Source organism: Bacillus cereus (assembly GCF_007678085.1).
GTDB lineage: Bacteria > Bacillota > Bacilli > Bacillales > Bacillaceae_G > Bacillus_A > Bacillus_A cereus_BE.
On the sequence record NZ_VEDW01000003.1, the window covers coordinates 538847 to 563531 of the forward strand.

Consider the following 24685-nt stretch of genomic DNA (forward strand, 5'->3'; position numbering starts at 1 on the left):
AATGAAAAAGATTATTAAAGTTGAAGCAGTAGAAAAACATTTTGGAAATCAAGTGATTATCCCACCTCTTTCTTTAGACATTAAAGAAGGGGAATTTTTAACGATTTTAGGACCGAGTGGTTGCGGGAAAACGACGTTACTTCGTATGATCGCAGGTTTTGAAACGCCAACTAAAGGGAATCTTTTATTAGATGATGAAAAGATTAACGATTTGCCACCATATAAGCGTCATATGAACTTAGTGTTCCAACATTATGCGCTATTCCCACATATGAATGTGGAGAAAAATATTTGTTTCGGTATGAAAATGCAGAAAGTACCGGCAGCAGAGCAGAAAGAGCGTGCTGAAGAGGCAATGCGTTTAACGCAGTTACTTGAGTTCCGTAATCGTAAACCTGCAAAGCTTTCTGGTGGACAACAGCAGCGTGTAGCAATTGCGAGAGCAATTGTAAATAACCCGCGTGTATTATTACTAGATGAGCCACTTGGGGCGTTAGACTTTAAGTTAAGAAAAGATTTGCAACGTGAATTGAAAAACTTACAACGTAATTTAGGAATTACGTTCATATACGTAACGCACGATCAAGAAGAAGCGATGAGCATGAGTGATCGTATTGTCGTGATGAATAAAGGACATATTGAACAAATTGGAACGCCGAAAGAAATTTACAATAAGCCGAAAACGATGTTCGTTGCGACATTTATCGGTGAAAATAATATTGTGAAAAACGGGGAAGGCTATGTAGCAATTCGCCCTGAAAACGTAAAGGTACGTTCGGTTGAAGAGCCGATTTTAAAAGAATACCATCTTGGACATATTGAAGACGTTGAGTTTGTTGGAAATATGGAAAAGCTTTATGTACGTGACGAGAAAACATCAGAATTACTAATGGCATATCAAACTGCTGAAGAAGCAACGCAGTGGAGCATTGGAGATAATGTATACGTAGGCTGGGAGCAAGAGGACGAGGTGACCTTAAATTGAAAAAAGGGAAATTACTCGCACTACCGACAGTCGCGTGGCTGTTAATCTTCTTCCTAATTCCCCTTCTGTTTGTATTGGCATTTGCCTTCATGCAGCGCGGAGCATATGGGACAGTGGAAATGCAATTTACATTAGAAAACATAGCGCGTGTATTTGATCCATTATATATGGGGACGTTATGGGAAACTGTTAAGATTGCAGTTATTACAACAGTAATCTGTTTAGTAATTGGTTATCCATTTGCGTATACAATTACGATTGTTGATCGTAAATATCGTTCCATTCTTTTATTATTGGCAACGATCCCGTTTTGGATTAACTTCCTTGTTCGTTCATACGCATGGATTGTTATTTTACGTTCACAAGGACTTGTAAACACATTGCTATTGAAACTAGGTATTATTAGTGAACCTTTAAATTTACTATATAATACACCTTCTGTAATACTCGGAATGGTCTATTCTTTATTACCATTTATGATTTTACCAGTGTATGCAGCAATTGAGCAGCTTGATAAGCGTAAGCTAGAAGCAGCTTATGATTTAGGGGCAACACCAGTAAAGGCATTTTGGAATGTTACAGTACCAATGACGATGTCAGGGATTGCTACTGGCTCTATTTTAGTGTTTGTTTCTTCTATCGGAATGTTTGTTGTATCAGACGTTATGGGTGGATCGAAAGTAGCATTAATCGGAAACGTAATTCAAAATCAATTCTTAGGAGCGCGTGATTGGCCGTTTGGATCTGCGTTATCTATGATTGTTGTTCTATTCTCTGTACTGTTAATTTACTTATATTATCGTGCAACGAAAGTATATAAATATGATGGGAACGGAGGGGAATAGGCAAAAATGAAGAAGTTTTTAGTTTCTTATTCTTGGTTAATTTTATTGTTCTTGTATTTTCCAATGATGGTTTTAATGGTATATTCCTTCAATGATTCTCGCATTAATGCGGAATGGGAAGGTTTTACATTCCATTGGTATACAGATTTATTTCAAAAGCAAGATGTTATTGATGCGTTTGTAAATAGTATGACGATTGCGATCATAACGACGATTGTAACGACAGTTCTTGGTGTGATTTTCGCGATTGCATTACATCGTTATAAATATCGTTATGAAGGGGCTATTAACGGTCTTGTGTATTTACCAATTTTAATTCCTGATATTTTAATGGGATTATCTTTACTTATCTTATTTAGTCAATTAGGTATGGAACTTGGCAAAACAACAATTATTATTGCGCACATTACATTTAGTATTTCATTTGTTGTCGTTATTTTAGCTGCACGTCTTTCTGGTATGGGACGTGATTTAGAAGAGGCTGCGAATGATTTAGGAGCAACGCCGTGGCAAACGTTTCGTTATGTAACGTTTCCAGCAATTGCACCGGGAGTTATTTCAGCTGCATTATTAACATTCACATTATCAATTGATGATTTTGTAATTAGTTTCTTCGTATCAGGACCAGGATCAACAACATTGCCATTATACATTTACAGTATGGTTAAGCGTGGAGTATCACCAGAAATTAATGCACTTTCAACAATTTTAATTGTAGCTATCGTAGGATTAATGGTTCTATCTGAAATCTTCCGTAACAAAGGTGCAGATGGTGAAGAAAACTCTGGAGGACACCTTCCTTTATAATACGAACGACATAGAAAGTACGAGGGGGTAATAAACCGATGAAATTAATGAAAAGATTAGCCGGCGCAGCAATTAGCTTTAGTCTTGTTGCTGGTGTACTTGCTGGTTGTGGTGAAAAGAAAGAAGAGTTAAACATTTATAGCTGGGCTGACAATTTTGATGAGCAAGTGCTAAGAGATTTTGAAAAGAAATATAACGTAAAAATTAACTATGATAAGTACGCAAGTAATGAAGAAATGCTTGCGAAATTACAAGCTGGTGGCGCGAAGTATGATTTAATTCAGCCATCAGATTACATGGTTAAAACAATGGCAAAAATGGATTTATTAGCGCCGTTAGACAAAAAGAATATCCCGAACATCGAAAATATGGTTTCTAATTTCAAAACACCGGCATTTGATCCAGAGAATAAATATTCTTTAGTATACACTTGGGGTGTAACAGGGATTGCATACAATAAAAAGTATGTGAAAGAAGCTCCTACAAGCTGGGCTGACTTATGGAATGAGAAATATAAAGGGCATGTAACTTTATTAAATGATTCTCGTGAAGTATTAGGTATGGGTCTTAAGAAGCATGGTTTCTCAAACAGCACGAAAGAAGATGCGCAGTTAAAGACAGCAGCAGATGATTTAAAGAAGCTGCTTCCAAACTTATTAGCATTTGATACAGATAATATTAAACAAAAATTCATTACAGAAGATGCTTGGATCGGAACAGTTTGGTCTGGAGATGCAGCATTTATCGCTAAAGATAATAAAGATGTAGAGTACGTTGTACCAAAAGAAGGCGGCACAATTTGGGCTGACACGTTAGCAATTCCAAAAGGTGCGAAAAACAAAGAGCTTGCAGAGAAGTTTATGAACTACTTACTAGATGAGAAAGTAAGTGTAAAAAACTACGAGTCAATTGGATACAGTAATCCAAATGAAAAAGCTCATCCTCTTCATAGTAAAGAATATCGTGATAACCATATGATTTTCTTAACGAAAGAAGAATTAGATCGTACAGAATGGCTTGTTGATGTAGACGATAAGTTAAAAGACTATGATCGTTATTGGACAGAGCTAAAAACAAAAGGTAAATAAGTAAGAGAATGCGGTTTCTAAAACAGAAATCGCATTTTTTCATAGTAGGAGGAAATCGTTTGAAAAAGAAGTTATATCAATATGAGGTAGTATGTATCGTTTTATTACTTGCTGTATTTGGCATTGTTGCTTGGCGTGTACATGCGGGTGGCGTTACAGTGATGGATACATATGTACGAGCATTAGTAAAAGGATTACAAACAGAAGGTTCGCTTACATTTTTTTCACATTATACAAAATTAGGGTCTGCTATTGGGATTGTAACTACGCTCGTTATAAGTTTACTTGTTTTTTGGAGAAAACGTTATTATGGTGCGATGATTGTATATCCAGTTGGTATTTTAGTAACACATCTTGTAAATAAAGGAATAAAAGAAATTGCGAAAAGGGAGCGTCCGTCGTTAAATGAAGCGTTGGATGCACTTGGGTATAGTTTCCCTAGTGGGCATGCAATGTTATCTATTATGACATTCGGGTTTCTTGCTTATATCATTGCGGCAAATTTGAAGAGTGTAACGGGGAAATATGTTATAACGATCTTGATGGGAATTTTAATTGTATCGATTGGGTTAAGCAGAGTTATTTTAAATGTGCATTATCCAACTGATATTTTAGCTGGTTATTGCGTAGGTGGTATTTTGTTAATTATGGCGATTTACTACCATCGTTTACTTACCGAGAGATTGGGGCTTAATAAAGAGAGATGAAAAAACGTCTAGAAAAACTATCATTATAGTGTTTCTAGACGTTTTTTGTTTGTACGAAGATGTGATACAGTATAAATGACAATTGAATTATTTAAAGTAGGTGAAAATGTTTGAAAACAAATGTACATAAAGTAGATAAGTGGGGGAAGTTAGGCGCTTTTTTGTATCAATTTCGTTATACAGTAATTGTAGCATTACTATTGGTTGCGATCGCACTCGGTATTTTCGCTCCAAAGCTTCCGGGAGTATTAGGTGGTGATGGCTTCCAAACGGAAGGAGACTATCAAAAAACGAAAGAAATTTTAGATAAAGATTTTAAGAGGTCTCAAGATACGCTGTTACTCGTCTTTGAAAAAAATAAAGGTGTTTCACATGAGGAATTTCAAAAGCAAGTAGAGGGAATTGTAAAAAATGTACAAGAGGAAGAGACTTATGAATCTTTCCATCACCCAGTGCAAAATAAAGAAATGTTACAAGATGATATCGGCTATGCGACAATTTTATTTTCCGGGAAAACAAACAAGGAACGAATGGAAAAGACGTTACAATTTGCTGATAAAATCGAAAAGGAAAGTAATGCAGAGTTAAAAGTAACACCTACAGGGTTTCCAAAAATTAATCAAGAGATTAATGAAAGAACGCAAAATGATTTAAAAGTAGCAGAGATGATTGGATTACCAATTGCATTTCTCGTATTACTATTTTCATTTGGTAGTCTTTTGGCATCTATTTTACCAATTGTAAATGGGGCACTTAGTGTTATTAGTACGATGGGCATATTATATTTTATAGGTAGCGATAAGGAACTATCTATCTTTGTGTTAAATGTTGCACCGATGATTGGACTTGCGTTATCTATTGATTTTGCTCTATTATTTGTAAATCGCTTTCGAGAGGAAGTTGCAAAGCGAACGGTAAAAGAAGCGATAGCAATTACATATCAAACAGCAGGGCGCGCAATCGTATTTTCAGGATTATGTGTATTTGTTGGATTATCTGGCTTGTTTTTCTTTAAGATCGATTATATTCAGTCTGTCGCAATTAGCGGAATGATTGTTGTCATTATGAGTATTTTATTCTCACTCACACTTCTGCCAGCGCTATTATCATTAATTGGTAAAAGAATATTAAAAAAGAATCAAGTAGCACATACACCGGCAAAGGCGTGGCGTAAATTTGCACAATTTGTAATGAAGCATCCAATTGCGATGATTATTGTTGTTACAACATTTATTGTGATTTGCTTATTACCATTACGTACAGCTAATTTACAGTTCCCTGACGTAGAAGCTTTACCTAAACAAAGTGATACAAGAATTGCATACGAGAAGTATGAAGAGGCATTTAATGAAACTGCAAAAACACATGCTGATGTTACGTTAGTAGTAGAGACGAAAAAAGATATGAAAGAAAAAGAAAGTTTACAAAAGGTAGAAGAAGTCGTTCAAAAATTAAAAGACGATAAAAAAGTGCATGAAGTAAGAAATTTATACGATGGGTTAACAGGTATGAAAGCAGATCAAGTTGCTGGAATATTAGCGTCGCCAGAAGCAGCGAAACTAGCTCCTGTATTTGAAGCATATACGAAAGAGAATAAGACGACAATAGAAGTCTTTTTGAAAACAAAACCACGTACTGAAACTGCTAAACAGTGGGTTCGTGATTTTAAACAAAATTATAAAGAAACAGATGTTACGTATTATCTAGGTGGAATGACGACATTCCAACAAGAGTTAGAAGATGAAATTAAAGATAAAGTTGCAATTGGTATGTCTGTTATATTTGGATCGACCTTTGTTATATTATTATTTGCATTCCGATCTATACTCATTCCGATTAAGGCGATTATTATGAATATACTTAGTTTAAGCGCAACAATTGGAATTGTTGTTTGGTTATTTGAAGGTGGGCATTTTGGATTAGAAGCGAGTCCTGTTCTATTTGTCTTACCAATCTTCATTTTCGGTCTCGTATTTGGACTTAGTATGGATTATGAAGTCTTTCTTATTTCACGTATTCATGAGCTATATGAAGAAACAGGAGATAATGATCAAGCGACGTTAGAAGGACTTGTGTCAACAAGTAGAATCATTACATCAGCTGCGTTAATTATGATTGTTGTAACTGGTGCGTTCGCTTTTACTGATATTTTACCAGTACGACAAATGGGGCTTGGCGTTGCATTAGCGATATTCCTTGATGCAACAATTATTCGTCTTATGCTTGTACCGAGTTTAATGAAATTGTTTGGAGACTGGAACTGGTGGTTACCATTTCAAAAGAAAAGAGAAAAATCATCGTAAAAAATACTCATCTATAAGATGAGTATTTTTTTATGAATAGCAAGACCTACATTTTGCAAATAGTATGTGATAAGAACATTACATATAAGTAGGTGAAGGCAATGTTTCGTTATTTTAAGTTTAAGCTAAATGATACAGTACAGTTTGCAGAAAACGATGGGCATATGTATCGCATTGTCGGTTATCGGTTAGAAAAAGGATTTTATCCAAAAGATGAATGGACTCATATCATTTATGAATTGCTTAGAGATTTTGATGGATATACGATGGATGCGGAAGAGGAGGAACTTGTAAAGGTCATTCAGGTAGAGGATGAGTATTACAAAATACAAGAGGTATCGGGCTATCGTTATCCAGTAAAAATGAAGCAAAAACAACAAGTGATGAAAGTAGAAAAGATGGATGATTTATTAGATACGTATAATGATTATAAAAGATTGGCGGATTTCTTTAAAGATTTATCCTATGAGCAAAAAGCGGACGAAGTATTGCAGGAAATGAAACGGCGTAGAGCGTGAGGGGACAGTCTACTATAAGACTGTCCTCTATTTTTGACGGTGCATCAAATTGTATTTTCCGTTACAATGAGAGAATCAATAGAAATAAGGTGATACAGTATGGAAACGAAGAAAAAAGGCGAATGGTGCGAAATTACTGTTCCAGCGAAATGGAATGGCAGAAGTATTGATTCGTTATTAAAAATAGAATGGGAAATACCGAAAAAGTTGTTACATCAGCTTCGTATGGAAAAAGGTGTTACCGTTAACGGGGAACAGAGAAGATGGAATGAACTTTTAAAAGAGGGCGATAAGTTACAAGTGCATATGTTTATAGAGGAAGCATACGATGTAGAGCCTGAGTATGGTGAATTACATGTAGTGTATGAAGATGATCACGTACTTATTGTAAATAAGCCTGAGAAGATGGATACGCATCCTGCTGAAAAAGGCGGGACGGGAACACTTGCAAACCTTGTTGCTTTTCATTTTCAAATGCAAGGTTTAGAGACGAAGGTTCGTCATATTCATCGGTTAGATAAAGATACGACAGGTGGTGTCGTGTTTGCTAAGCATAGAATTGCGGGTGCAATTATGGATCGTTTATTAATGGAACGAAAAATTAAAAGAACATATGCGGCGCTTGTGGAAGGAAAAGTGAAAAAGAAACAAGGAACAATTGACGCAGCGATTGGAAGAGATCGCCATCATGCGACGAGACGACGTGTTTCTCCAAAGGGAGACCAAGCAATCACATATTATAAAGTAGAGAAGTACTTTAAAAAACAAAATGCTACCCTCGTAACGTTACAATTAGAAACAGGTAGAACACATCAAATTCGTGTTCATATGAGCTACAATGGTAATCCATTAGTCGGGGATGTATTATATGGTGGGCAAACGCAATATATGTCCGGGCAAGCATTACATGCGATGAAAATAAACTTCTTACATCCAATTACGAAAGAAGAGATTGAAGTGGATGTACCATTTCCTATAAAATTAAATAATACAATGAAAGAATTTCAAAGAATGAATGCGTAAAATGTAAGTTTAAATTTGAGAAAAGTAAATTTTTGCAGGGATTTCTCTAAAAGAAGCGAAGCCGTTAAGAGAAAAGAGAGGTGAGAATTACTTGGTCAAATATAAATATATACTAGGAATATTTTTCGCTTGTCTTTTAGTTACTCTATGTCTCTATCCATATTTACCAAATCGTATGGCAGTACATTGGAATGAAAATGGTGGACCGAACGAGTTTATGAGTAAACAAGTTGTTATAGCATTTATTCCTTGTCTTATTACTTTTTTACATGGATGCGTGTATATTATTTCACATAATATATATAAGTTGAATGAAGGCGAGCATATCATTATAAGTGGATTTCTAAAGACGATTACTTTATTTATGTTGTTTATCCATATGCTCATTCTCTTTATTAATTTTGGAAGTGTGATATCCTTTCAGACAGGATTAACAATTGGGATTAGTATGTTTCTTTTTATGCTTAGTAAAGGGTTTAAAGAAGTTAAGAGTACGGAAAAAGACCCAATTCAATTACAAAAAATTCGTTTAGTGAGCAGGCGGATTTTTCAAGTGATGGCATGTAGTATATTGTTCTCATTGTTTTTGAACTTGAAATGGGGATTTTATGTGTTACTTACTGTAATAAGTTGTGGCTCTATTTTGTTTATGTTCTACATATTGTACTCATACATAATAGAAAGTTATGAAACATAAAAAAGAGTCTTCTCATTATGAGAAGACTCTTTTAATCTATTTACTTCGTAATAAATTGTTGTGTCCAGTAGTTGCCGCTTTCTACATAGCCAACACCGATGTGAGTGAAGCCGTTATTTAAGATGTTTGCACGGTGTCCAGCACTGTTCATCCAAGCTTGTACTACTTCTTCAGGTGTACGTTGGCCTTGAGCGATGTTTTCACCTGCAGACTTATAAGAAATACCAAATTTCTTCATCATGTCAAACGGAGACCCGTATGTAGGGCTGTTATGATCAAAGTAGTTGTTTTTTTGCATATCCTCAGACTTGATACGTGCTACTTTGCTTAATTCAGTATCGATTTGTAATGCTGGTAAGCCTTGTTTTGTACGCTCAGCGTTTGTTAATTCAACAACACGTTGTTCGAATTCGCTTAAAGATTTTGCTTCTTCAGCAGGCTTTTGCTCAGCAGGTTTTTGTTCAGCAGGTTTTTGAGTATTGTTGTTTTCAGCAGGCTTTTGAGTTTCTGGTTTTTGAACTTCTTCAGCAGGCTTTTGCTCAGCAGGTTTTTGTTCAACAGGCTTTTGAGTTTCTGGCTTAGCTGTTGGTTGCTCAGTTACAACATTTTCAGTTGGTTGTTGACCAGGAATGAAGCAGTTTGGTTGGAAATTTCCTTGTTGCCATTGTGCTAATGACTCAACTCCCATAGATTGTAAGAATGCTTGTAATTCTTGTTGGCTCATTTGCTTCATCATCACTTTTGAATGCTGAATATTTTGAACCTTTATGTTAGATGGTTGTACTGTTGCAGCTTGTGCATCTAAAGATGATACTCCTAGAGTAAGAGCTGTTGCAGCAGCTACAGATAATAAAACACGCTTTTTCATGATGTGTGTCCCCCTATATAAAGTTTTAATTTGTTTTCACACGATTTGTTTTTGACAGCCTGTCTGACTGACAAATTCATCGTAGCATACAATTTGCAAGAAAAAAGATGGAAAAAAATTCATAGACTTAAAATTTACCTAATTTATCCTAAGAGGGGAAAGGAGGGGAAATAAGAGAAACATAGAGTATAAAAGGAATTTTCAGCATTTTTATACTTCGTTTTAAGAGGGTGTTTTTGGATAAATGTACCTATAATGAAAATGAAGAATCCTATTGTATCAATGGTTTGAGCATTTTTTTGAGGAATATACTGGATTGATTTTTACAAAACTGTAATGTTTCTGTTGTTCTTTTTTATAATAAAGTAACATATTTTTAATGTTGTAGCGGACAAAAAAGCGGCTATCTCTTTACGTAGACGAAGGAGATAGCCGTTTTCTTATTATTACGTATGTTACGAGTTATTACGAGTTGGTTTCAATTGCTTCTAATAATAGATCTACAATGTGAATTCCTCTCATTTTATGAGAAAGACCTTCTCGCTCAATGCCTAATTTCATTTGTAATAAACAACCTGGATTTGCAGTAACAATGGTTGCTGCTTCTGTTTCATGCACACGGTCCATTTTATAATCTAGAAATTCCATTGATAACTCTGAATGAACAATATTGTAAATACCAGCAGAACCACAGCAGCGATCTGCATCTTTCATTTCACGGTATGTTGCGCCTTGAATTGCTTCTAGTAACATACGAGGTTCTGAAGATGTTCGCATAACATTGCGTAAATGACAAGAGTCTTGATACGTAATAATTTGCGACGGAAGTCGTAAGTCATTACGTTTATGGAAATCTAGTTCTACTAGAATAGCGGTAATATCTTTAATTTTAGAAACAAACTGCTTTGCGCGTTCAGCCCACTGTGGATCGTCTTTTAAAAGATAATCGTAGTCTACAAGGTAAGCTCCGCAACCACCGGCATTCGTAATAATATAGTCGATGTTTAAATCTTCGAATGCTTTTATATTGCGTTTCGCTAGTTCTTTTGCTCCGCTTTTCTCACCAGCATGTCCATGTAATGCCCCGCAGCAACTTTGTGTTTTCGGAATAACGATATCACAACCAGCTAATTGAAGAAGTTTCATCGTTGCGTTATTTGTTTCTAAAAACATCGTATCCATTAAACAACCTGTGAAGAATGCAACTTGTTTCTTCTTTGTACTTTCAGCAGGTAAAAATGCAGGACGATCTTTCATTGCTTTCATTTTAGGGACTTTTGGCAAAACGAGATCCATTGTTGCAAGTGTTTCAGGGAATAACTTCATAATCCCTGTTTTATGTGTTAGCGTTTGTAAACCAGAACGCTGATAAAATCCGATTAGTCCTGTTAATGTTCTCATTCGATTTTGATGCGGGAATAGTCCTTCAAAAACGACTTTACGAACGGCTCTCACTGGCACCGAGAACTTTTTATTTTGATTTATAATATCACGAGTTTCTTCTAATAAATGTCCATAATTCATACCAGATGGACAAACAGGTTCACAAGCACGGCAGCCGAGGCAAACATTTAATGTGTTTTCAACATCTTCATCTGGCTCAATTAAACCGTCAACGACCGCTTTCATTAATGCGATACGTCCTCGGGGTGAATGTGATTCTTTATATCCAGATTGGATATAAGTAGGGCAAGTTGGTAAGCAGAAACCGCATCGCATACAGTTTAGTAGTTCATCTTCACTTAATCGTTCTTTAAATTCCTTTTGAATGTTTTCTTTATTTAAGGTTGTCATCGTTCAACCACCACTCTTTTGCGAGTGTCTTTCGCGAACATCTTGCCTGGATTCATAATGTTATTCGGATCGAAGGCTTGTTTAATTCCTTGCATAGCAGCGATACCTTCTTTACCTAATTTCATTTCTAAATACGGAGCTTTCATCGCACCAACGCCATGTTCACCAGTAATTGTGCCACCAAGTTCGATTGCTTTTGCAAATATTTCAGCAAAAGCTTGTTCAGCCCTGTGCATTTCTTCTTCATTACGAGCATCTGTCATACAAGTTGGATGTAGGTTACCATCACCAGCATGTCCAAACGTACAAATAGGAATATTATATTTTTTGGCAATCGCATTAATTGCTTCAACCATTGGAGCTATCTGTGAACGTGGTACCGTTGCATCTTCCAGTATTGTTGTAGGTTTTAGTCTTGCAAGTGCTGATAGTGCACTACGGCGAGCTGTCCGAAGCGCATCTGCTTCTGCTTCATCTTTTGCAACGCGAACATCGACTGCATTCATAGAACGACAAACGTTAGCCATTTTTTCAATATCTCGATTGACAACTTCGGGCGGGCCGTCTTGTTCAATTAATAAAATTGCTTTTACGTCAGTTGGCAAACCGATTTGTGCAAATTCTTCTACTACTTCGATTGTTGGTTGATCTAAAAACTCAAGTGTCGCTGGAATGATTTTATTTGCAATAATAGAAGAAACAGCACGTGCAGCTTCATTAATATCTTCATATAGCGCAAGCATTGTTTTCTTCGTTTCAGGCATAGGAACAAGTTTTAATATTGCTTCTGTTACGACGCCAAGTGTTCCTTCAGAACCGATAAATAACCGAGTTAAATCGTAACCAGCTACATCTTTTGCTAATTTACCACCAGTGCGAATAATATCACCATTTGGTAAGACAAGTTCAAGACCCATCACATAATCACGTGTTACGCCATATTTTAATCCGCGTAAGCCACCTGAGTTTTCATTAATGTTACCGCCGATTGTAGAAATTTTCATTGAGCTTGGATCTGGTGGATAAAATAAACCTTTTTCTTCTACCGCTTTAATAATATCAAGTGTAATGACACCAGCTTGTACAGTAATTGTTAAATTCTCTTCATCAATTTCTAAAATGTTATTCATATGGCGGAAGATAAGGACGATACCGCCTTCAAGTGGGCATGTTCCTGCGCAAAGGTTTGTTCCAGAGCCACGAACATATACAGGAATTTTATGAGTGTTACATACTTTTAACACGTCAGCTACTTCATTTGTATTACGAGGAGCAATGACTGCATCAGGCATTGCTTGGAAGTTTGGAGTGGCATCATAACTATACGTTAAACGCCCCATATTGGATGTATCTACATTATCTTCGCCAACAATGGATACGAATGAATGAATAATTTGCTTTTCTAACATTGGAAATCCCCCTCAAACTGTTAACGTATTTAATCAGTATAAAAAACGTTGTAACAGTGCTTTCATTATAATGATAAAAAAGTTGGGGGATTCTTTCTATGTATAATCATCTAAAGATTAATCTGTTTTATCATTCTTTTTTGTATGATTATCTAATAAGAGTAGCGAGAAGTATAAAATATGTAAGTCTTTGAATTGTTTCGGGTCAAGTCCTGTATGCTCCTCAATCTTTTTAAGTCTGTAATGCAAAGTGTTAATGTGTATATGTAATTGTTCAGCTGTTTGCTTATAGGATTGGTTATAATCGATAAATAAGCGTAAAGTGTGCATAAGCTCAGGAAATGATAGTAAGTTTTCGATCGTTCGTCTTAGAAACTGTTCCCGCGTTTCTGCAGAAATATCTTGTAAGCACATTTCTAAGCGTAAATCTTCATTAAATATAATTTGTTTCGTTTCAAGTGATACGGAAAGGGCTTGTAATGCTTGTTCGTACGATAAGTTCATATTGCTTGGCGTAACGGATTGTCCAATCCCGATATATAAAGGAATAGAAAACGAATTTTCACAGTCTTGTTTTAATCGTGTTAAAAATTGATACGTTTGCTCTTTGGAGTTCGTGGCTGTAAATAAAATAAATCGATCGTTTCCCCAGCGAACAAATAGATGCTCTTTTGTTAATAGATTGCGTACGTGTTGCCAAATCTTACGCTGAAGCATCGTGTCATTTTGATCGATAGAGAACAAAATGAGTTGTTTCTTCTTATATAAATCAATACCAAGTGTTTTTGCGCGATCGAGAAAGCTTGGAGACCAGTCTGTATTTTGGAGCCAATCAAAGACAAATGCTTCATAAGAACGGTGTTCGAGTTCTAGTTGTTCTAAAAAGTAGTTTTCGTGAATGAGTAGTTCGGTCATTTTACGTAATATTTCTCCGTATTGTGAAATGTTTTCAGGTTCGCCTGTAATTCCAATGACACCAATTACTTCGTCATGAAATAGTAAGGGGAGGTTCATACCGGCCTTTACGCCTTGCAAACGTCGCTCATCTTCTTTTGTAATAATGACAGTTTTCTTTTGTTTCGCGCATTGGAGTGCACCTTCATGAAATTGACCGATTCTTTTTACATCTGTACTTGCGATAATAACGCCTTGTATATTAATAATAATGATATTTTCTTTAATTAGTCTGCGTACTTCTCGTACAATTTTATTCGCTAAATCAGGAAAAAGCATAATTTGCACACCTCAAATTCTATTTGTTGTACATTATATATGTAAATGAAGTAAGAAAGGGAAATTTCACACTTTCCACACATTTATTTGTTATTTTACAATTATAACGAAATCATCCGAAGATGGAGGGAATCTTTTGAGAAAGTATGTTTTTCTTCTCTGTTTTTTATTTCTATTAGTAGGGTGTCAAGGAAGTTCATATACACCTATTGCTAAAGATAAAAGTGTTATTATAACAACGAATATAAAAGAAGGTAGTATTAGTTTTGTTGACAAACAAACTAAAAAATTAATTACGACATGGGAACTTAATGAACCAATGGCAGGAGTTGCACTACTTCCAAACGGCGAGGACATACTTGTATATGGGAAGCAGTTAGAGTACATGTATGTATATTCACTAGCAGAAGGAAGGCAAGTGGACAAATATAAAACTGGAAAAGGCATTGTAAATGTAATTGTATCCGAAGATAAAAAGCAATTATTTGCTGCCGATCAAACTGCTCAAAAGGTAAGGTTCTTTACGATAAAAGGGAAAGAGACAGGGAGTGTGTCAACCGGAAAAGGCCCAATAACGATGGTAGAGTACCATAACCAGTTATCTGTATTAAACTTTTATGATACGAAGTTAACGACAATTGATACAAAGAAAAAAGAAGTGATACAATCCTTTATGATTCCCCCAGCATCAACGGGAGCGACAATTAGCTCAGGTGGGAAAGAAATATGGATTGGCGGACATGGTGATGGAAATCAAGTCAATGAGAAAGTATTAGTGTATTCATTGCAGAGCGGAGAAATGGTACGTTCTTTACATGCTCCGTTTATGCCTGTGAATATAACGAAGGATGATAAGTATGTATATGCATTAAGTCACGGTTCGAATACGCTTAGAAAGTTTGATGTTAGCACGTATAAAGAGGTGCTTTCTGTAGAAGTAGGATCGAACCCATTTGCATTTTTGAAGAGCGGAGCAGAAGGATACGTAGCAAGCTATGATAGTGATGAAGTGTGCATCATAGATATGAAGAATTTGAAAATAAAACAAACAATTAAAGTCGGAAAAGGGCCGTTTCAACTCATAGAGAGAGAAGGGAAGGACAATGAGTAAATATAGGGTGCTAGTTGTAGATGATGAAAGTGATATGAGGCAGCTTGTTGGAATGTACTTAGATAATTTCGGATACGAGTGGGGAGAAGCTGAAAATGGAAAAGAGGCTCTAAAAAAATTAGAGACGGATCATTATGATTTCGTTGTATTAGATATTATGATGCCAGAGATGGATGGACTTTCAGTTTGTAAAGAAATTAGAAAAACGTCGGATGTACCAATTATATTTTTAACAGCAAAAGGTGAAGAGTGGAATAGGGTGAACGGCTTACGTATGGGAGCAGATGATTATATTGTAAAGCCATTTAGTCCTGGAGAGTTAATTGCTCGTATGGAAGCTGTGTTAAGACGTTATACAAAGCAAGAGCAACAAGAGGAGATTCAGTTTGGACCGATCCTTATTAATGAAAAAAGTAGGAAGATTGAGGCTGATGGTGAGCCGATTTCTCTTACAGTAAAAGAGTTTGATTTACTCTATTTTCTTTGCCAACATACGGGCCAAGTATTTAGCCGGGAACAATTGCTGGAAAAGGTATGGGGATATGATTATGCCGGAAGTACAAGAACAGTAGATACGCACGTGAAAACGATGCGTTTGAAGCTTGGAGAAAGTGGAAACTACATTCAAACCGTTTGGGGTGTAGGCTATAAATTTGAGGTGTAACGTATGTTTACGATGGTACAGAAGCTTTGGCTTACAGTAGTATGTGCAGTATGTGTAACAGTTTCCTTTCTTTATTTTGTATCTTTATACTCGTATGAAAAACTATACGTTGATAATTTAAAAGATTCATTAGTAATGGAAGGGAAGCGTCTTGCTGCGCAATATGATAAGCGTGAAGGCATATCAACTTTTGAAGAGAAAGTAAGAGCATTTGATCAAATATCTAGTTCAGACGTTCTTTTCGTATCTAATCCGCGTGATTTAAGCGCGTGTTTACCTTTTGATGTTCATCATCATTCTCTTATAAGTGAAGGGGACAGGCAAGCATTATTAGATGGGAAAACTGTGACAAAGATAGGATATGAGGAACATTTTGACCGAAATATTATGGGGGTTGTCATCCCTGTTTTAGAAAATAAAAAATTAGTTGGCATCGTATATTCTTATATTCCTTTAAAAAGTATAAAAGACTTAATATATGATATGGGCCTTATTTTAGCACCGTTAGCACTTGCTATGACTTTACTGACAATATGGATTGGTAGAAAGATTATTATTGCTATTACGAGACCGCTTTCGCAAATGGAACGAGTTGCTAATCATTTGGCTACAGGAGATTTCTCAGAACGGATTACAATTTCTTCGGAAGATGAAATTGGACGGTTAGGAAAAGCATTTAATAAAATGGCAAATTCTTTAGAGACAGAAGACGTAAAGCGTAAGGAATTTTTAGCTAACGTTTCGCATGAACTAAGAACACCGCTTAGTTATATAAAAGGATATAGCGAAGCTATTTTAGATGGTATAGCGAAGGGACCACAGCAAGAAAAAGTAACACAGCTTATTCATAAAGAAGCAGGTCGTATGCAGCGTCTCGTTCATGATTTATTAGATTTAGCACAATTAGAAGGTGAACATTTTCCATTAAAGAAACAACCTATCGTTTTTTCACAACTCATTGAAGATGTGTTAGATACGTATGAGATTAAGTTTATAGAAAAGAAAATTCGTATTTCAACGAATTTAAATCCAGAAATCATTGTAATGATTGATGAGGATCGTATGCAACAAGTACTTCATAACGTGTTAGATAATGCGATACGGTATACAAATCAAAACGGGGATATTGTGATAACACTCAGGCAGATAGATGATTACTGTGAATTAAACATAAAAGATACAGGAATCGGTATTGAAACAGAGCATTTAGAAAATCTTGGTGAACGTTTTTACCGCGTTGATAAAGCAAGAAGTCGTCAACATGGTGGAACAGGTTTAGGCCTTGCCATTGTCAGACAAATTGTTCATATCCATGATGGACAGTGGCGAATTGAAAGTGAAAAAGGGAATGGAACGACGGTTAGTATTAAATTGAAAATACAAGTTGAAGAAAGCATGTTCTAACGTGAAGGATATGCTTTTTTTCATGAATACATATAAATTAATAGCAAATAAATATTAAGAATTTGACGATTTTATGAACAAAACATTTGTACTTCTTACCAATTCGTTCTAAAATAGTTATGATGCAAAGTTCTTATAAATCGTTTCAATTGTTGTTTGGAAGATACTGAGGTGATTTAACTGGAGTACAAATCTATTAAACCGAAAAAGATTTACGAAGAAGTATCTGAAGCTATTTTAACAATGATTAAAAATGGTACGTTAAAACCTGGTGACAAACTACTTCCTGTACATCAATTAGCTGAGCAGTTTCAAGTTGGTAGATCTGCTGTTCGTGAAGCGTTAAGTGCGCTAAGAGCAATGGGCTTAATTGAGATGAAACAAGGAGAAGGTACATATGTGAAGAATTTCGATTCTTCTTCATTAACAAAATCATTAAACAATAAATTATTAATGAAGAAAGAAGATATTTTGAACTTATTAGAAGTACGAAAGGTGCTTGAAGTGGGGGCAGTTCGAGCAGCTGCGGCAAAGCGTACGGAAGATAATTTGCAAAATATGAAGCATTGGTTAGATGAAATGGCAAAGAGCATTGGAGATGAAAAGGCTGGCGAAAAAGCAGATTTTCAGTTCCATATGGGAATTGCGGAGTCTTCGCATAACAACATTTTGCTTGAACTCATGAATCACGTTTCAGAGATGATTGCTGAAACGATTGGTGAATCAAGACGCATTATTTTATATGGTGAACAAACAACATCAGAACGACTTATAGAAGAGCATCAAGTTATATATGATGCAGTGTTAAAGCAAGATGTAGAATTAGCGCAGCAAGCAATGCTAGATCATTTAACAAATGTAGAACACATTGTCACAGGTAAAAACGATATAAATTCGTAATTTAATCTTTTAAAAATCAAATTTTTTGATAAAATAGAGAGAGATTAAGTAAGCGTTTTCTTTAGAAGAGGGAGAGGATAGGCCATGGTTGAGCCTACTTCTTCTTTCTTTAGTCATCTGATGACCATATGTTTGTTGGTGGAGTTGTAAAAAGGGGGAGTAATAGTTATGAAAGTTACTTTATTTGTTACTTGTTTAGTCGATATGTTTGAAACAAACGTCGGCAAAGCAACAGTTGAAGTGTTGGAGCGTTTAGGTTGTGAAATTGAATTTCCAGAAGCACAAGTTTGTTGTGGTCAGCCTGCTTATAATAGCGGCCATGTAGAAGCAGCAAAAGAAGCGATGAAACATATGATTGAAACTTTCGAAGATGCAGAATATATCGTTACACCATCTGGTTCTTGTGCGACAATGTTTCATGAGTATCCGCATGTTTTTAAAGATGATCCGAAGTGGGCTAAACGTGCACAAAAGGTCGCTGATAAAACATATGAATTGACGCAATTTATTGTAGATGTTTTAAAAGTGACAGATGTTGGTGCAAGTTTACCAGGGATCGCTACTATTCATAAATCTTGTCATATGACACGCCTGCTTGGAGTAAAAGAGGCACCAGGAATTTTATTATCAAATGTAAAAGGATTAACTGTGAGAGAACTGCCAAATGCACAAAATTGTTGTGGGTTTGGGGGAACGTTTTCAGTGAAGATGACTCCAATTTCTGAGCAAATGGTAGATGAAAAGGTAGATAGTGCAATGGAAACAGGTGCTGATTATTTAATCGGTGCAGATTGTGGGTGTTTGTTAAACATTGGCGGACGTATTGAGCGTTTAGGAAAAGAAATAAAAGTAATGCATATTGCTGAGGTACTGAATAGTCGCTCATGAAGGGGGAACATAAGCTATGTCTATGAAAATCAGTGAGAAAAAATTTAATGATCGCGTTGGCGATGGAATTCAAGATTCTTTTATGCGCGGAGCGGTATCTTCTGCACAAACGCGCTTATATACGAACCGCTTAAAAGCAGCGGATGAATTAGGAAATTGGGAAGAGTGGCGTGAACTAGGTGAACAAATTCGTCAACATACGCTAGAAAATCTTGATTATTACTTAATGCAGTTAAGTGATAATGTATCAAAAAGAGGCGGACACGTGTACTTTGCGAAAACGAAAGAGGAAGCAGCAAAGTATATTCAAGACGTTGCAAAAAAGAAACAAGCGAAGAAAGTTGTAAAATCAAAATCAATGGTAACTGAAGAAATTAGTATGAATCATGCCCTTGAAGAGATTGGTTGTGAAGTGTTAGAAAGTGACTTAGGAGAGTATATCTTGCAAGTAGATAACGATCCACCTTCACATATTATTGCGCCTGCACTTCATAAAAATAGAACGCAAATTCGTGATGTATTTAAAGAAAAGCTTGGCTATGAAAATTCTGATGATCCATACGAAATGACAAAGTTTGTTCGCAAGCAACTTCGTGAGAAATTTATGGATGCGGAAATTGGTGTAACAGGTTGTAACTTTGCAGTTGCAAATACTGGTTCTCTTTGTTTGGTAACGAACGAAGGTAATGCCGATCTTGTTATGTCGATTCCGAAAACTCAAATTGCAGTAATGGGTATGGAACGTATGGTTCCAACAATGGAAGAATTAGATGTTTTAGTTGGTTTACTATGTCGTAGTGCAGTAGGGCAAAAATTAACAAGTTATGTAACTGTAGCGGGACCAATTCAAGAAGAGGAAGTAGATGGACCAGAAGAATTCCACTTAGTTGTTGTTGATAATGGCCGCTCTCAAATTCTTGGCTCTGAATTCCGCTCAGTATTGCAATGTATTCGTTGTGCTGCTTGTGTTAACGTATGTCCTGTATATCGTCACGTTGGTGGACATTCGTATGGTTCTATATACTCAGGACCAATCGGAGCGGTATTAACTCCACTTTTAGGCGGATATGATGATTACAAAGAGCTTCCTTATGCCTCTAGTTTATGCGGAGCGTGTACAGAAGCTTGTCCAGTAAAAATACCATTGCATGATTTATTATTAAAACATCGTCAAGTAATTGTTGAGCAAGAAGGACGTGCTCCACTTGCAGAAAAATTAGCAATGAAAATGTTTAGTATGGGTGCATCTTCAGCAGCTTTATATAAAATGGGATCAAAAATGGCGCCAGCAGCAATGAGTCCATTTACATCTGGTAACCGTGTATCAAAAGGTGTTGGGCCACTTAAAAACTGGACAGATATTCGTGAATTCCCAGCTCCAAGTAAAGAACGGTTCCGTGATTGGTATAAAGATCATAAGAAAGGCGGGGACAAATAATGACAGGATTAATTCAAAACCGTGAGTCCTTTCTAGATAATATTGCAAAAGAACTTGGACGTGAGCGGAAAACGGAGGGCGTAAAGCGTCCAGCATGGAAAAGTAATGTGAATGTAGAAACGCTAAAAGATTATTCACAAGAAGAATTGTTAGAAGTATTTAAAAATCAATGTACAAACATTCATACAACTGTAGTGGAAACGACAAACGACCGTTTACGTGAGGATATTCAAAAAGTAATCGTGGAAAACGGCGGGGGACCTATTATGTTATCGGCAGATGAACGTTTTGATTCTTATGGATTGACTTCTTTATTTAAAGAAGAGCTTCCAAAGCAAAATGTTGAAGTGAATGTGTGGGATCCTGAGAAAAAAGAAGAGAATATGCGTATCGCAGAAAGAGCGAATATTGGAATCGCATTTAGTGATTATACTTTAGCTGAATCTGGTACGATTGTGGTACAAAGTCATAAAGGTCAAGGACGTTCTTTACACTTTTTACCGACGGTCTACTTTGCTATTATTCCACGTGAAACACTTGTGCCTCGTATTACACAAGCAGTTCAGGATATGAACACACGTGTAGAAAATGGTGAGACAGTGGCATCTTGTATTAACTTTATTACAGGACCTAGTAACTCAGCAGATATTGAAATGAATCTTGTTGTCGGAGTACATGGACCATTAAAAGCAGTATATTTCATCGTATAAAAGAGGGGAAAGCAGGCCAGAAAATGGCCTGCTTTTTTAATAGAATAGAGATAATATGAAGTAGAAGTTCTCTCCTTTTTTTGCTATGTTCTTCTGGAAAGGAGAGGAAGGGATGTTCACTTATTTATATGCATTGTTAGTGGGGATGGTGTTTGGTTCTTTTTTTATGGTAATTGCGATGAGAGTGCCACTAGGTGAGTCTATCATTACCCCGCGTTCACATTGTCATTATTGTAAGTATGTGCTAAAGCCAAAAGAATTGATCCCAATCATTTCATTTTGTATACAAAGGGGACGTTGTACGAATTGTAAGAGGGCTATTTCAATTTTGTATGTAGTATTTGAACTTGTAACCGGAATGATATTTCTTCTTACTGTATACATGATTGGGGTGGAACGAGAGCTTATTATTATTTTATCGCTATTTTCATTACTTCTTATTATTTCAGTTACAGATTACATATATATGTTAATCCCAAATCGTATTTTAGTTTGGTTTGCCTGTTTGCTCATTTTAGAATGTATTTTTGTACCGTTAGTCACTTGGACAGATAGTATAGTTGGTAGTAGCGTTATATTCATTTTGTTATATTGCATGCAAAAGATATATCCAGAAGGGCTTGGTGGAGGGGATATAAAATTACTTTCGTTGCTTGGATTTATAGTGGGACTAAAAGGGATTTTTATGATTTTATTTTTAGCATCTTGTTTTAGTCTTTGTTTCTTTGGAGCTGGTATAGTATTAAAACGTATGAAAATGAGGAGCCAAATTCCGTTTGGTCCTTTTATTAGCCTTGGGGCAATATGTTACATGTTGGTCACGTATACAAAATAGAGAGGGGATAGAAAATGAATGTATATATGGATGATCAAAGAAGTTGCCCGTACGGGTATGTACCGGCAACTACAGTAGAATGTGCTTTGCAAATGGTTCGGGATTATGAGGTGAATATTCTTTCCCTTGACTTTAACATGGGATGGGGAGAAAAAAGTGGATTAGATTTTGTAGAAGTTTTTTGTAAAGAGGGTTTATATGTAAATGAAGCTCACCTTCATATGAATGATGTCATCGGTATGCACAAGATGAAACAGAGGATTAATAAGGGAAAGGAAGAAGGGGAAATTAATCCTCACCTTGTTGTTAAATATGTGGGGAGCTAAAAACTCCAAAGTAAAACTTTGGAGTTTTTAATGTTTCATATGCGCTTGCAACGGAATGATTTCTTCTTGTTGAGCTGCTACTAGTTCAGTTTCTTCTTGTTTCACGTCAGGTACTTTCTTTGTTAAGTAATGGTAAACCATACCAACAAATACAGACCCACCAATAATGTTACCGATTGTAACTGGAATTAAGTTATGAATAGCACCTGTAAAAGAAATTGTCTCCGGATGCGGTGAAATTAAAGATAAAGCAAACAGTGATAAGTTTGCAATGCTATGCTCGTAACCAGATAAGAAGAATGTGAAAACGAGTAGCATCATCATCATAATTTTTGCTGTATCACCTTTCACTTGAGAAGGTAAGAAACACGCAAGACATACAAGCCAGTTACATAAAATTGCTTTAAAGAATAATTGCATTGTAGGTGTATTCATTTTTCCTTCTACTACTTTATTCATGAAATGACCGTGATCAATTGCTTCGAAAATTCCAGTTGCATAAAATAGTAAGGCAAAGAATAAAGCTCCAGCTAAATTCCCGGCATAACAAGCGACCCAGTTACGAAGTGTATCAGAAATCGTTGTTTCTTTTCTTAAAGTTGCTACAGTGAAGTACATTGTGTTGCCAGTAAACAATTCAGCACCGCCATATATAATAAGTACGAGGGCAATTCCGAAAAACATAGAAGCAGCTAAATAAGTTGCTGGTGAATCTGCAATGTGAAAAAAGTTACCTAATTTAAAACATAGTACAATAATAAAACCGATATAAATACCCGCAAGTGCGGCACGAATGAAATATTGCATCGGGTTTGTATCTAGCATTTGTTTTTTGCTCTTAGCCAGTTTGACAACATAATCTAATCCTTGTTCTAGCATGAGTAATACGCTCCTTTAGTACATCATCTATAAATACTCTTTATATGAATAAAGTACATGGATTCGATCATAGTTTCAATAAGTTTGTGCAATGTTTCACAAAAAGGACATACATACATCAAGAAAACGTTTGCAAAATGTAGTACAATAGAAATTTTTCTGGACATTGAGAGGAAGAAAGGAAAAAGAAAAAGCGCTGTAATTACAGCGCTTTTTCGTCTAAATTCTTTTCTACTTTTACTTCTACTTCTTTCGAGAAGAACCAGCCGCCAACTGCGATTCCAACTAATACAATCCAGAATGTAAGCTTCCAAGGTGTAGATTCTGGGAATGAATGCGGAATTACATTTAATGCAGGGTGTGCTAAAGTATAAACTGCTAGTTTCACACCAACCCAACCTACGATTAAGAATGCTGCAGTTTCAAGTCCTGGTTTACGTTTTAAGATTTGTACGAAAGCAGTTGCTGCAAATCGCATAATGATTAATCCGATAAGTCCACCTACAAAGATAACAACGAATTGCCCAGTATCAAGACTACCAATTGTACCTAATCCTGTTTTCGGTAAAGTCATTGCTAATGCAACAGCAGCTAAAATTGAATCAACTGCGAAGGCGATATCAGCAACCTCAACTTTAAATACAGTCCACCAAAAGTTCTCTTGTTTTTTCTTTGCTTCTTTTTCTTCTGTTTCTTCATCCGTATTCTTTTTAACATACGTTTTAAATAAGTGATTACCAGCGATAAACATAAGGTAAATGGCACCGATTGCTTGCACTTGCCATACGTCGACTAGGAACGAAATCATAAATAATGATCCGAAACGGAAAACAAATGCCCCCGCTAATCCGTAAAATAGTGCTTTCTTTCGTTTTTCTTCTGGTAAATGTTTTACCATAATTGCAAGAACAAGAGCGTTATCAGCCGCTAAAATCCCCTCTAGTGCAATTAGGATGAGTAATACCCAACCATACTCCAATAATAATGATACATCCATGTACATTCTCCTCTCATTTCTATAAGTACTAAATAAGTGAAGAATTTCCCCACTATTTAGTTTCCCCATACTCCTGCCTATTAACTTTGGAAGAATTTGGTAATGAATACAAAAAAGACCTCTGCCGTTAATAGGCAAAGGTCTTGCTAGACATATGTAATGAAAATGCCAACAAAGCCGGAAGAACTAAGTTCTACGTAATGACGACTTTGTTTCCAAGAAATATTCTTGGACGCTACTCCCCTTTGGAGATATG

Annotated in this window: 24 protein-coding genes and 1 riboswitch; of the genes, 18 read left to right on the plus strand and 6 right to left on the minus strand. The window is 36.0% G+C overall.

Translation table 11 applies throughout. The features are described from left to right. Position 1: 1 nt before the first annotated feature. From potA to FS742_RS16420, 9 genes are all read left to right on the plus strand, one after another. A complete protein-coding gene (gene potA, locus FS742_RS16380) occupies positions 2-985 on the plus strand; it encodes a spermidine/putrescine ABC transporter ATP-binding protein PotA (RefSeq protein WP_144613665.1) in 984 nt (327 codons plus the stop codon). Next, positions 982-1830, plus strand: coding sequence for a spermidine/putrescine ABC transporter permease PotB (potB, locus tag FS742_RS16385; protein WP_000715496.1), 849 nt, complete (start codon positions 982-984; stop codon positions 1828-1830). The genes potA and potB overlap by 4 nt, the downstream gene beginning before the upstream one ends. A gap of 6 nt (positions 1831-1836) precedes the next feature. Next, positions 1837-2637 carry a spermidine/putrescine ABC transporter permease PotC gene (gene potC, locus FS742_RS16390; RefSeq protein WP_144613666.1) on the plus strand — a complete coding sequence of 267 codons (801 nt, stop codon included), beginning with the start codon at positions 1837-1839 and terminating at the stop codon, positions 2635-2637. A 38-nt stretch (positions 2638-2675) separates the two neighbouring features. Beyond that, positions 2676-3725, plus strand: a complete 1050-nt coding sequence (gene potD / locus FS742_RS16395; protein WP_144613668.1) for a spermidine/putrescine ABC transporter substrate-binding protein PotD — start codon at positions 2676-2678, stop codon at positions 3723-3725. 59 nt (positions 3726-3784) lie between these two features. Further along, complete coding sequence (locus FS742_RS16400; protein ID WP_144613670.1) at positions 3785-4432, plus strand: phosphatase PAP2 family protein; 648 nt, start codon at positions 3785-3787, stop codon at positions 4430-4432. 110 nt (positions 4433-4542) lie between these two features. After that, positions 4543-6735, plus strand: a complete 2193-nt coding sequence (locus FS742_RS16405) for an MMPL family transporter (RefSeq protein WP_144613672.1) — start codon at positions 4543-4545, stop codon at positions 6733-6735. Positions 6736-6836: 101 nt separating this feature from the next. Then, positions 6837-7253, plus strand: a complete 417-nt coding sequence (locus FS742_RS16410; RefSeq protein ID WP_144613674.1) for a histidinol dehydrogenase — start codon at positions 6837-6839, stop codon at positions 7251-7253. A 99-nt stretch (positions 7254-7352) separates the two neighbouring features. Continuing rightward, positions 7353-8276: an RluA family pseudouridine synthase gene (locus FS742_RS16415; RefSeq protein ID WP_144613676.1), complete on the plus strand. Its 924-nt coding sequence runs from the start codon at positions 7353-7355 to the stop codon at positions 8274-8276. Between the two features lie 91 nt (positions 8277-8367). Beyond that, complete coding sequence (locus FS742_RS16420) at positions 8368-8973, plus strand: DUF1648 domain-containing protein (protein ID WP_144613679.1); 606 nt, start codon at positions 8368-8370, stop codon at positions 8971-8973. Between the two features lie 40 nt (positions 8974-9013). Here the strand turns inward: FS742_RS16420 and FS742_RS16425 are convergent, their stop codons facing one another. From FS742_RS16425 to FS742_RS16440, 4 genes are all read right to left on the minus strand, one after another. Further along, on the minus strand, positions 9014-9841 hold the full coding sequence (locus tag FS742_RS16425) for a CAP domain-containing protein (RefSeq protein ID WP_088083445.1): 828 nt from the start codon (positions 9839-9841) through the stop codon (positions 9014-9016). A 465-nt stretch (positions 9842-10306) separates the two neighbouring features. After that, positions 10307-11635: a (Fe-S)-binding protein gene (locus FS742_RS16430; RefSeq protein WP_144613681.1), complete on the minus strand. Its 1329-nt coding sequence runs from the start codon at positions 11633-11635 to the stop codon at positions 10307-10309. Further along, positions 11632-13044: a glycolate oxidase subunit GlcD gene (gene glcD, locus FS742_RS16435; RefSeq protein ID WP_144613683.1), complete on the minus strand. Its 1413-nt coding sequence runs from the start codon at positions 13042-13044 to the stop codon at positions 11632-11634. The genes FS742_RS16430 and glcD overlap by 4 nt, the downstream gene beginning before the upstream one ends. 117 nt (positions 13045-13161) lie before the next feature. After that, entirely contained in the window at positions 13162-14277 is a 1116-nt protein-coding gene (locus tag FS742_RS16440; protein WP_144613685.1) for a CdaR family transcriptional regulator, read from the minus strand. Positions 14278-14413: 136 nt separating this feature from the next. Here FS742_RS16440 and FS742_RS16445 point away from each other — a divergent pair, with 136 nt between their 5' ends. The 9 genes from FS742_RS16445 (at position 14414) to FS742_RS16485 (ending at position 22553) form a co-directional block, all read left to right on the plus strand. Beyond that, positions 14414-15388: a YncE family protein gene (locus FS742_RS16445; RefSeq protein ID WP_144613687.1), complete on the plus strand. Its 975-nt coding sequence runs from the start codon at positions 14414-14416 to the stop codon at positions 15386-15388. Beyond that, positions 15381-16052: a response regulator transcription factor gene (locus FS742_RS16450; RefSeq protein WP_000049878.1), complete on the plus strand. Its 672-nt coding sequence runs from the start codon at positions 15381-15383 to the stop codon at positions 16050-16052. The genes FS742_RS16445 and FS742_RS16450 overlap by 8 nt, the downstream gene beginning before the upstream one ends. Positions 16053-16055: 3 nt before the next feature. Further along, the gene (locus tag FS742_RS16455) at positions 16056-17456 is read left to right on the plus strand and encodes a sensor histidine kinase (RefSeq protein ID WP_144613689.1); all 1401 of its coding nucleotides are present in this window, start codon (positions 16056-16058) and stop codon (positions 17454-17456) included. 210 nt (positions 17457-17666) lie between these two features. Beyond that, positions 17667-18356 carry a FadR/GntR family transcriptional regulator gene (locus FS742_RS16460; protein ID WP_254913065.1) on the plus strand — a complete coding sequence of 230 codons (690 nt, stop codon included), beginning with the start codon at positions 17667-17669 and terminating at the stop codon, positions 18354-18356. Between the two features lie 168 nt (positions 18357-18524). Continuing rightward, positions 18525-19244, plus strand: coding sequence for a (Fe-S)-binding protein (locus tag FS742_RS16465; protein ID WP_000869154.1), 720 nt, complete (start codon positions 18525-18527; stop codon positions 19242-19244). A 16-nt stretch (positions 19245-19260) separates the two neighbouring features. Further along, a complete protein-coding gene (locus FS742_RS16470) occupies positions 19261-20682 on the plus strand; it encodes a LutB/LldF family L-lactate oxidation iron-sulfur protein (RefSeq protein WP_144613691.1) in 1422 nt (473 codons plus the stop codon). After that, positions 20682-21392 (plus strand): LutC/YkgG family protein, encoded by a 711-nt coding sequence (locus FS742_RS16475; RefSeq protein ID WP_000147206.1) that lies wholly within the window; start codon positions 20682-20684, stop codon positions 21390-21392. Before FS742_RS16470 ends, FS742_RS16475 begins: the two co-directional genes overlap by 1 nt. 112 nt (positions 21393-21504) lie before the next feature. Beyond that, positions 21505-22227, plus strand: a complete 723-nt coding sequence (locus FS742_RS16480) for a prepilin peptidase (RefSeq protein WP_144613693.1) — start codon at positions 21505-21507, stop codon at positions 22225-22227. A gap of 14 nt (positions 22228-22241) precedes the next feature. Next, positions 22242-22553, plus strand: a complete 312-nt coding sequence (locus FS742_RS16485; RefSeq protein WP_144613695.1) for a cyclic-phosphate processing receiver domain-containing protein — start codon at positions 22242-22244, stop codon at positions 22551-22553. Positions 22554-22580: 27 nt separating this feature from the next. On the opposite strand, the gene FS742_RS16490 is transcribed toward FS742_RS16485, so the two are convergent. Next, positions 22581-23432, minus strand: coding sequence for a formate/nitrite transporter family protein (locus tag FS742_RS16490; protein WP_144613696.1), 852 nt, complete (start codon positions 23430-23432; stop codon positions 22581-22583). A 202-nt stretch (positions 23433-23634) separates the two neighbouring features. Then, the gene (locus tag FS742_RS16495) at positions 23635-24429 is read right to left on the minus strand and encodes a TerC family protein (protein ID WP_000383326.1); all 795 of its coding nucleotides are present in this window, start codon (positions 24427-24429) and stop codon (positions 23635-23637) included. Positions 24430-24519: 90 nt separating this feature from the next. Further along, positions 24520-24685: riboswitch (yybP-ykoY riboswitch) on the minus strand.

Bases quoted from the DNA above. Each gene is read 5' to 3' on its own strand.
- glcD (WP_144613683.1), bottom strand. From the start codon at position 13,044: ATGTTAGAAAAGCAAATTATTCATTCATTCGTATCCATTGTTGGCGAA.
- FS742_RS16440 (WP_144613685.1), bottom strand. From the start codon at position 14,277: ATGCTTTTTCCTGATTTAGCGAATAAAATTGTACGAGAAGTACGCAGA.
- FS742_RS16410 (WP_144613674.1), top strand. From the start codon at position 6,837: ATGTTTCGTTATTTTAAGTTTAAGCTAAATGATACAGTACAGTTTGCA.
- FS742_RS16415 (WP_144613676.1), top strand. From the start codon at position 7,353: ATGGAAACGAAGAAAAAAGGCGAATGGTGCGAAATTACTGTTCCAGCG.
- FS742_RS16465 (WP_000869154.1), top strand. From the start codon at position 18,525: ATGAAAGTTACTTTATTTGTTACTTGTTTAGTCGATATGTTTGAAACA.
- potA (WP_144613665.1), top strand. From the start codon at position 2: ATGAAAAAGATTATTAAAGTTGAAGCAGTAGAAAAACATTTTGGAAAT.
- FS742_RS16450 (WP_000049878.1), top strand. From the start codon at position 15,381: ATGAGTAAATATAGGGTGCTAGTTGTAGATGATGAAAGTGATATGAGG.
- potC (WP_144613666.1), top strand. From the start codon at position 1,837: ATGAAGAAGTTTTTAGTTTCTTATTCTTGGTTAATTTTATTGTTCTTG.
- FS742_RS16490 (WP_144613696.1), bottom strand. From the start codon at position 23,432: ATGCTAGAACAAGGATTAGATTATGTTGTCAAACTGGCTAAGAGCAAA.
- FS742_RS16425 (WP_088083445.1), bottom strand. From the start codon at position 9,841: ATGAAAAAGCGTGTTTTATTATCTGTAGCTGCTGCAACAGCTCTTACT.
- FS742_RS16470 (WP_144613691.1), top strand. From the start codon at position 19,261: ATGTCTATGAAAATCAGTGAGAAAAAATTTAATGATCGCGTTGGCGAT.
- FS742_RS16455 (WP_144613689.1), top strand. From the start codon at position 16,056: ATGTTTACGATGGTACAGAAGCTTTGGCTTACAGTAGTATGTGCAGTA.
- FS742_RS16485 (WP_144613695.1), top strand. From the start codon at position 22,242: ATGAATGTATATATGGATGATCAAAGAAGTTGCCCGTACGGGTATGTA.
- FS742_RS16475 (WP_000147206.1), top strand. From the start codon at position 20,682: ATGACAGGATTAATTCAAAACCGTGAGTCCTTTCTAGATAATATTGCA.
- FS742_RS16430 (WP_144613681.1), bottom strand. From the start codon at position 11,635: ATGACAACCTTAAATAAAGAAAACATTCAAAAGGAATTTAAAGAACGA.
- FS742_RS16495 (WP_000383326.1), bottom strand. From the start codon at position 24,429: ATGGATGTATCATTATTATTGGAGTATGGTTGGGTATTACTCATCCTA.
- FS742_RS16480 (WP_144613693.1), top strand. From the start codon at position 21,505: ATGTTCACTTATTTATATGCATTGTTAGTGGGGATGGTGTTTGGTTCT.
- potD (WP_144613668.1), top strand. From the start codon at position 2,676: ATGAAATTAATGAAAAGATTAGCCGGCGCAGCAATTAGCTTTAGTCTT.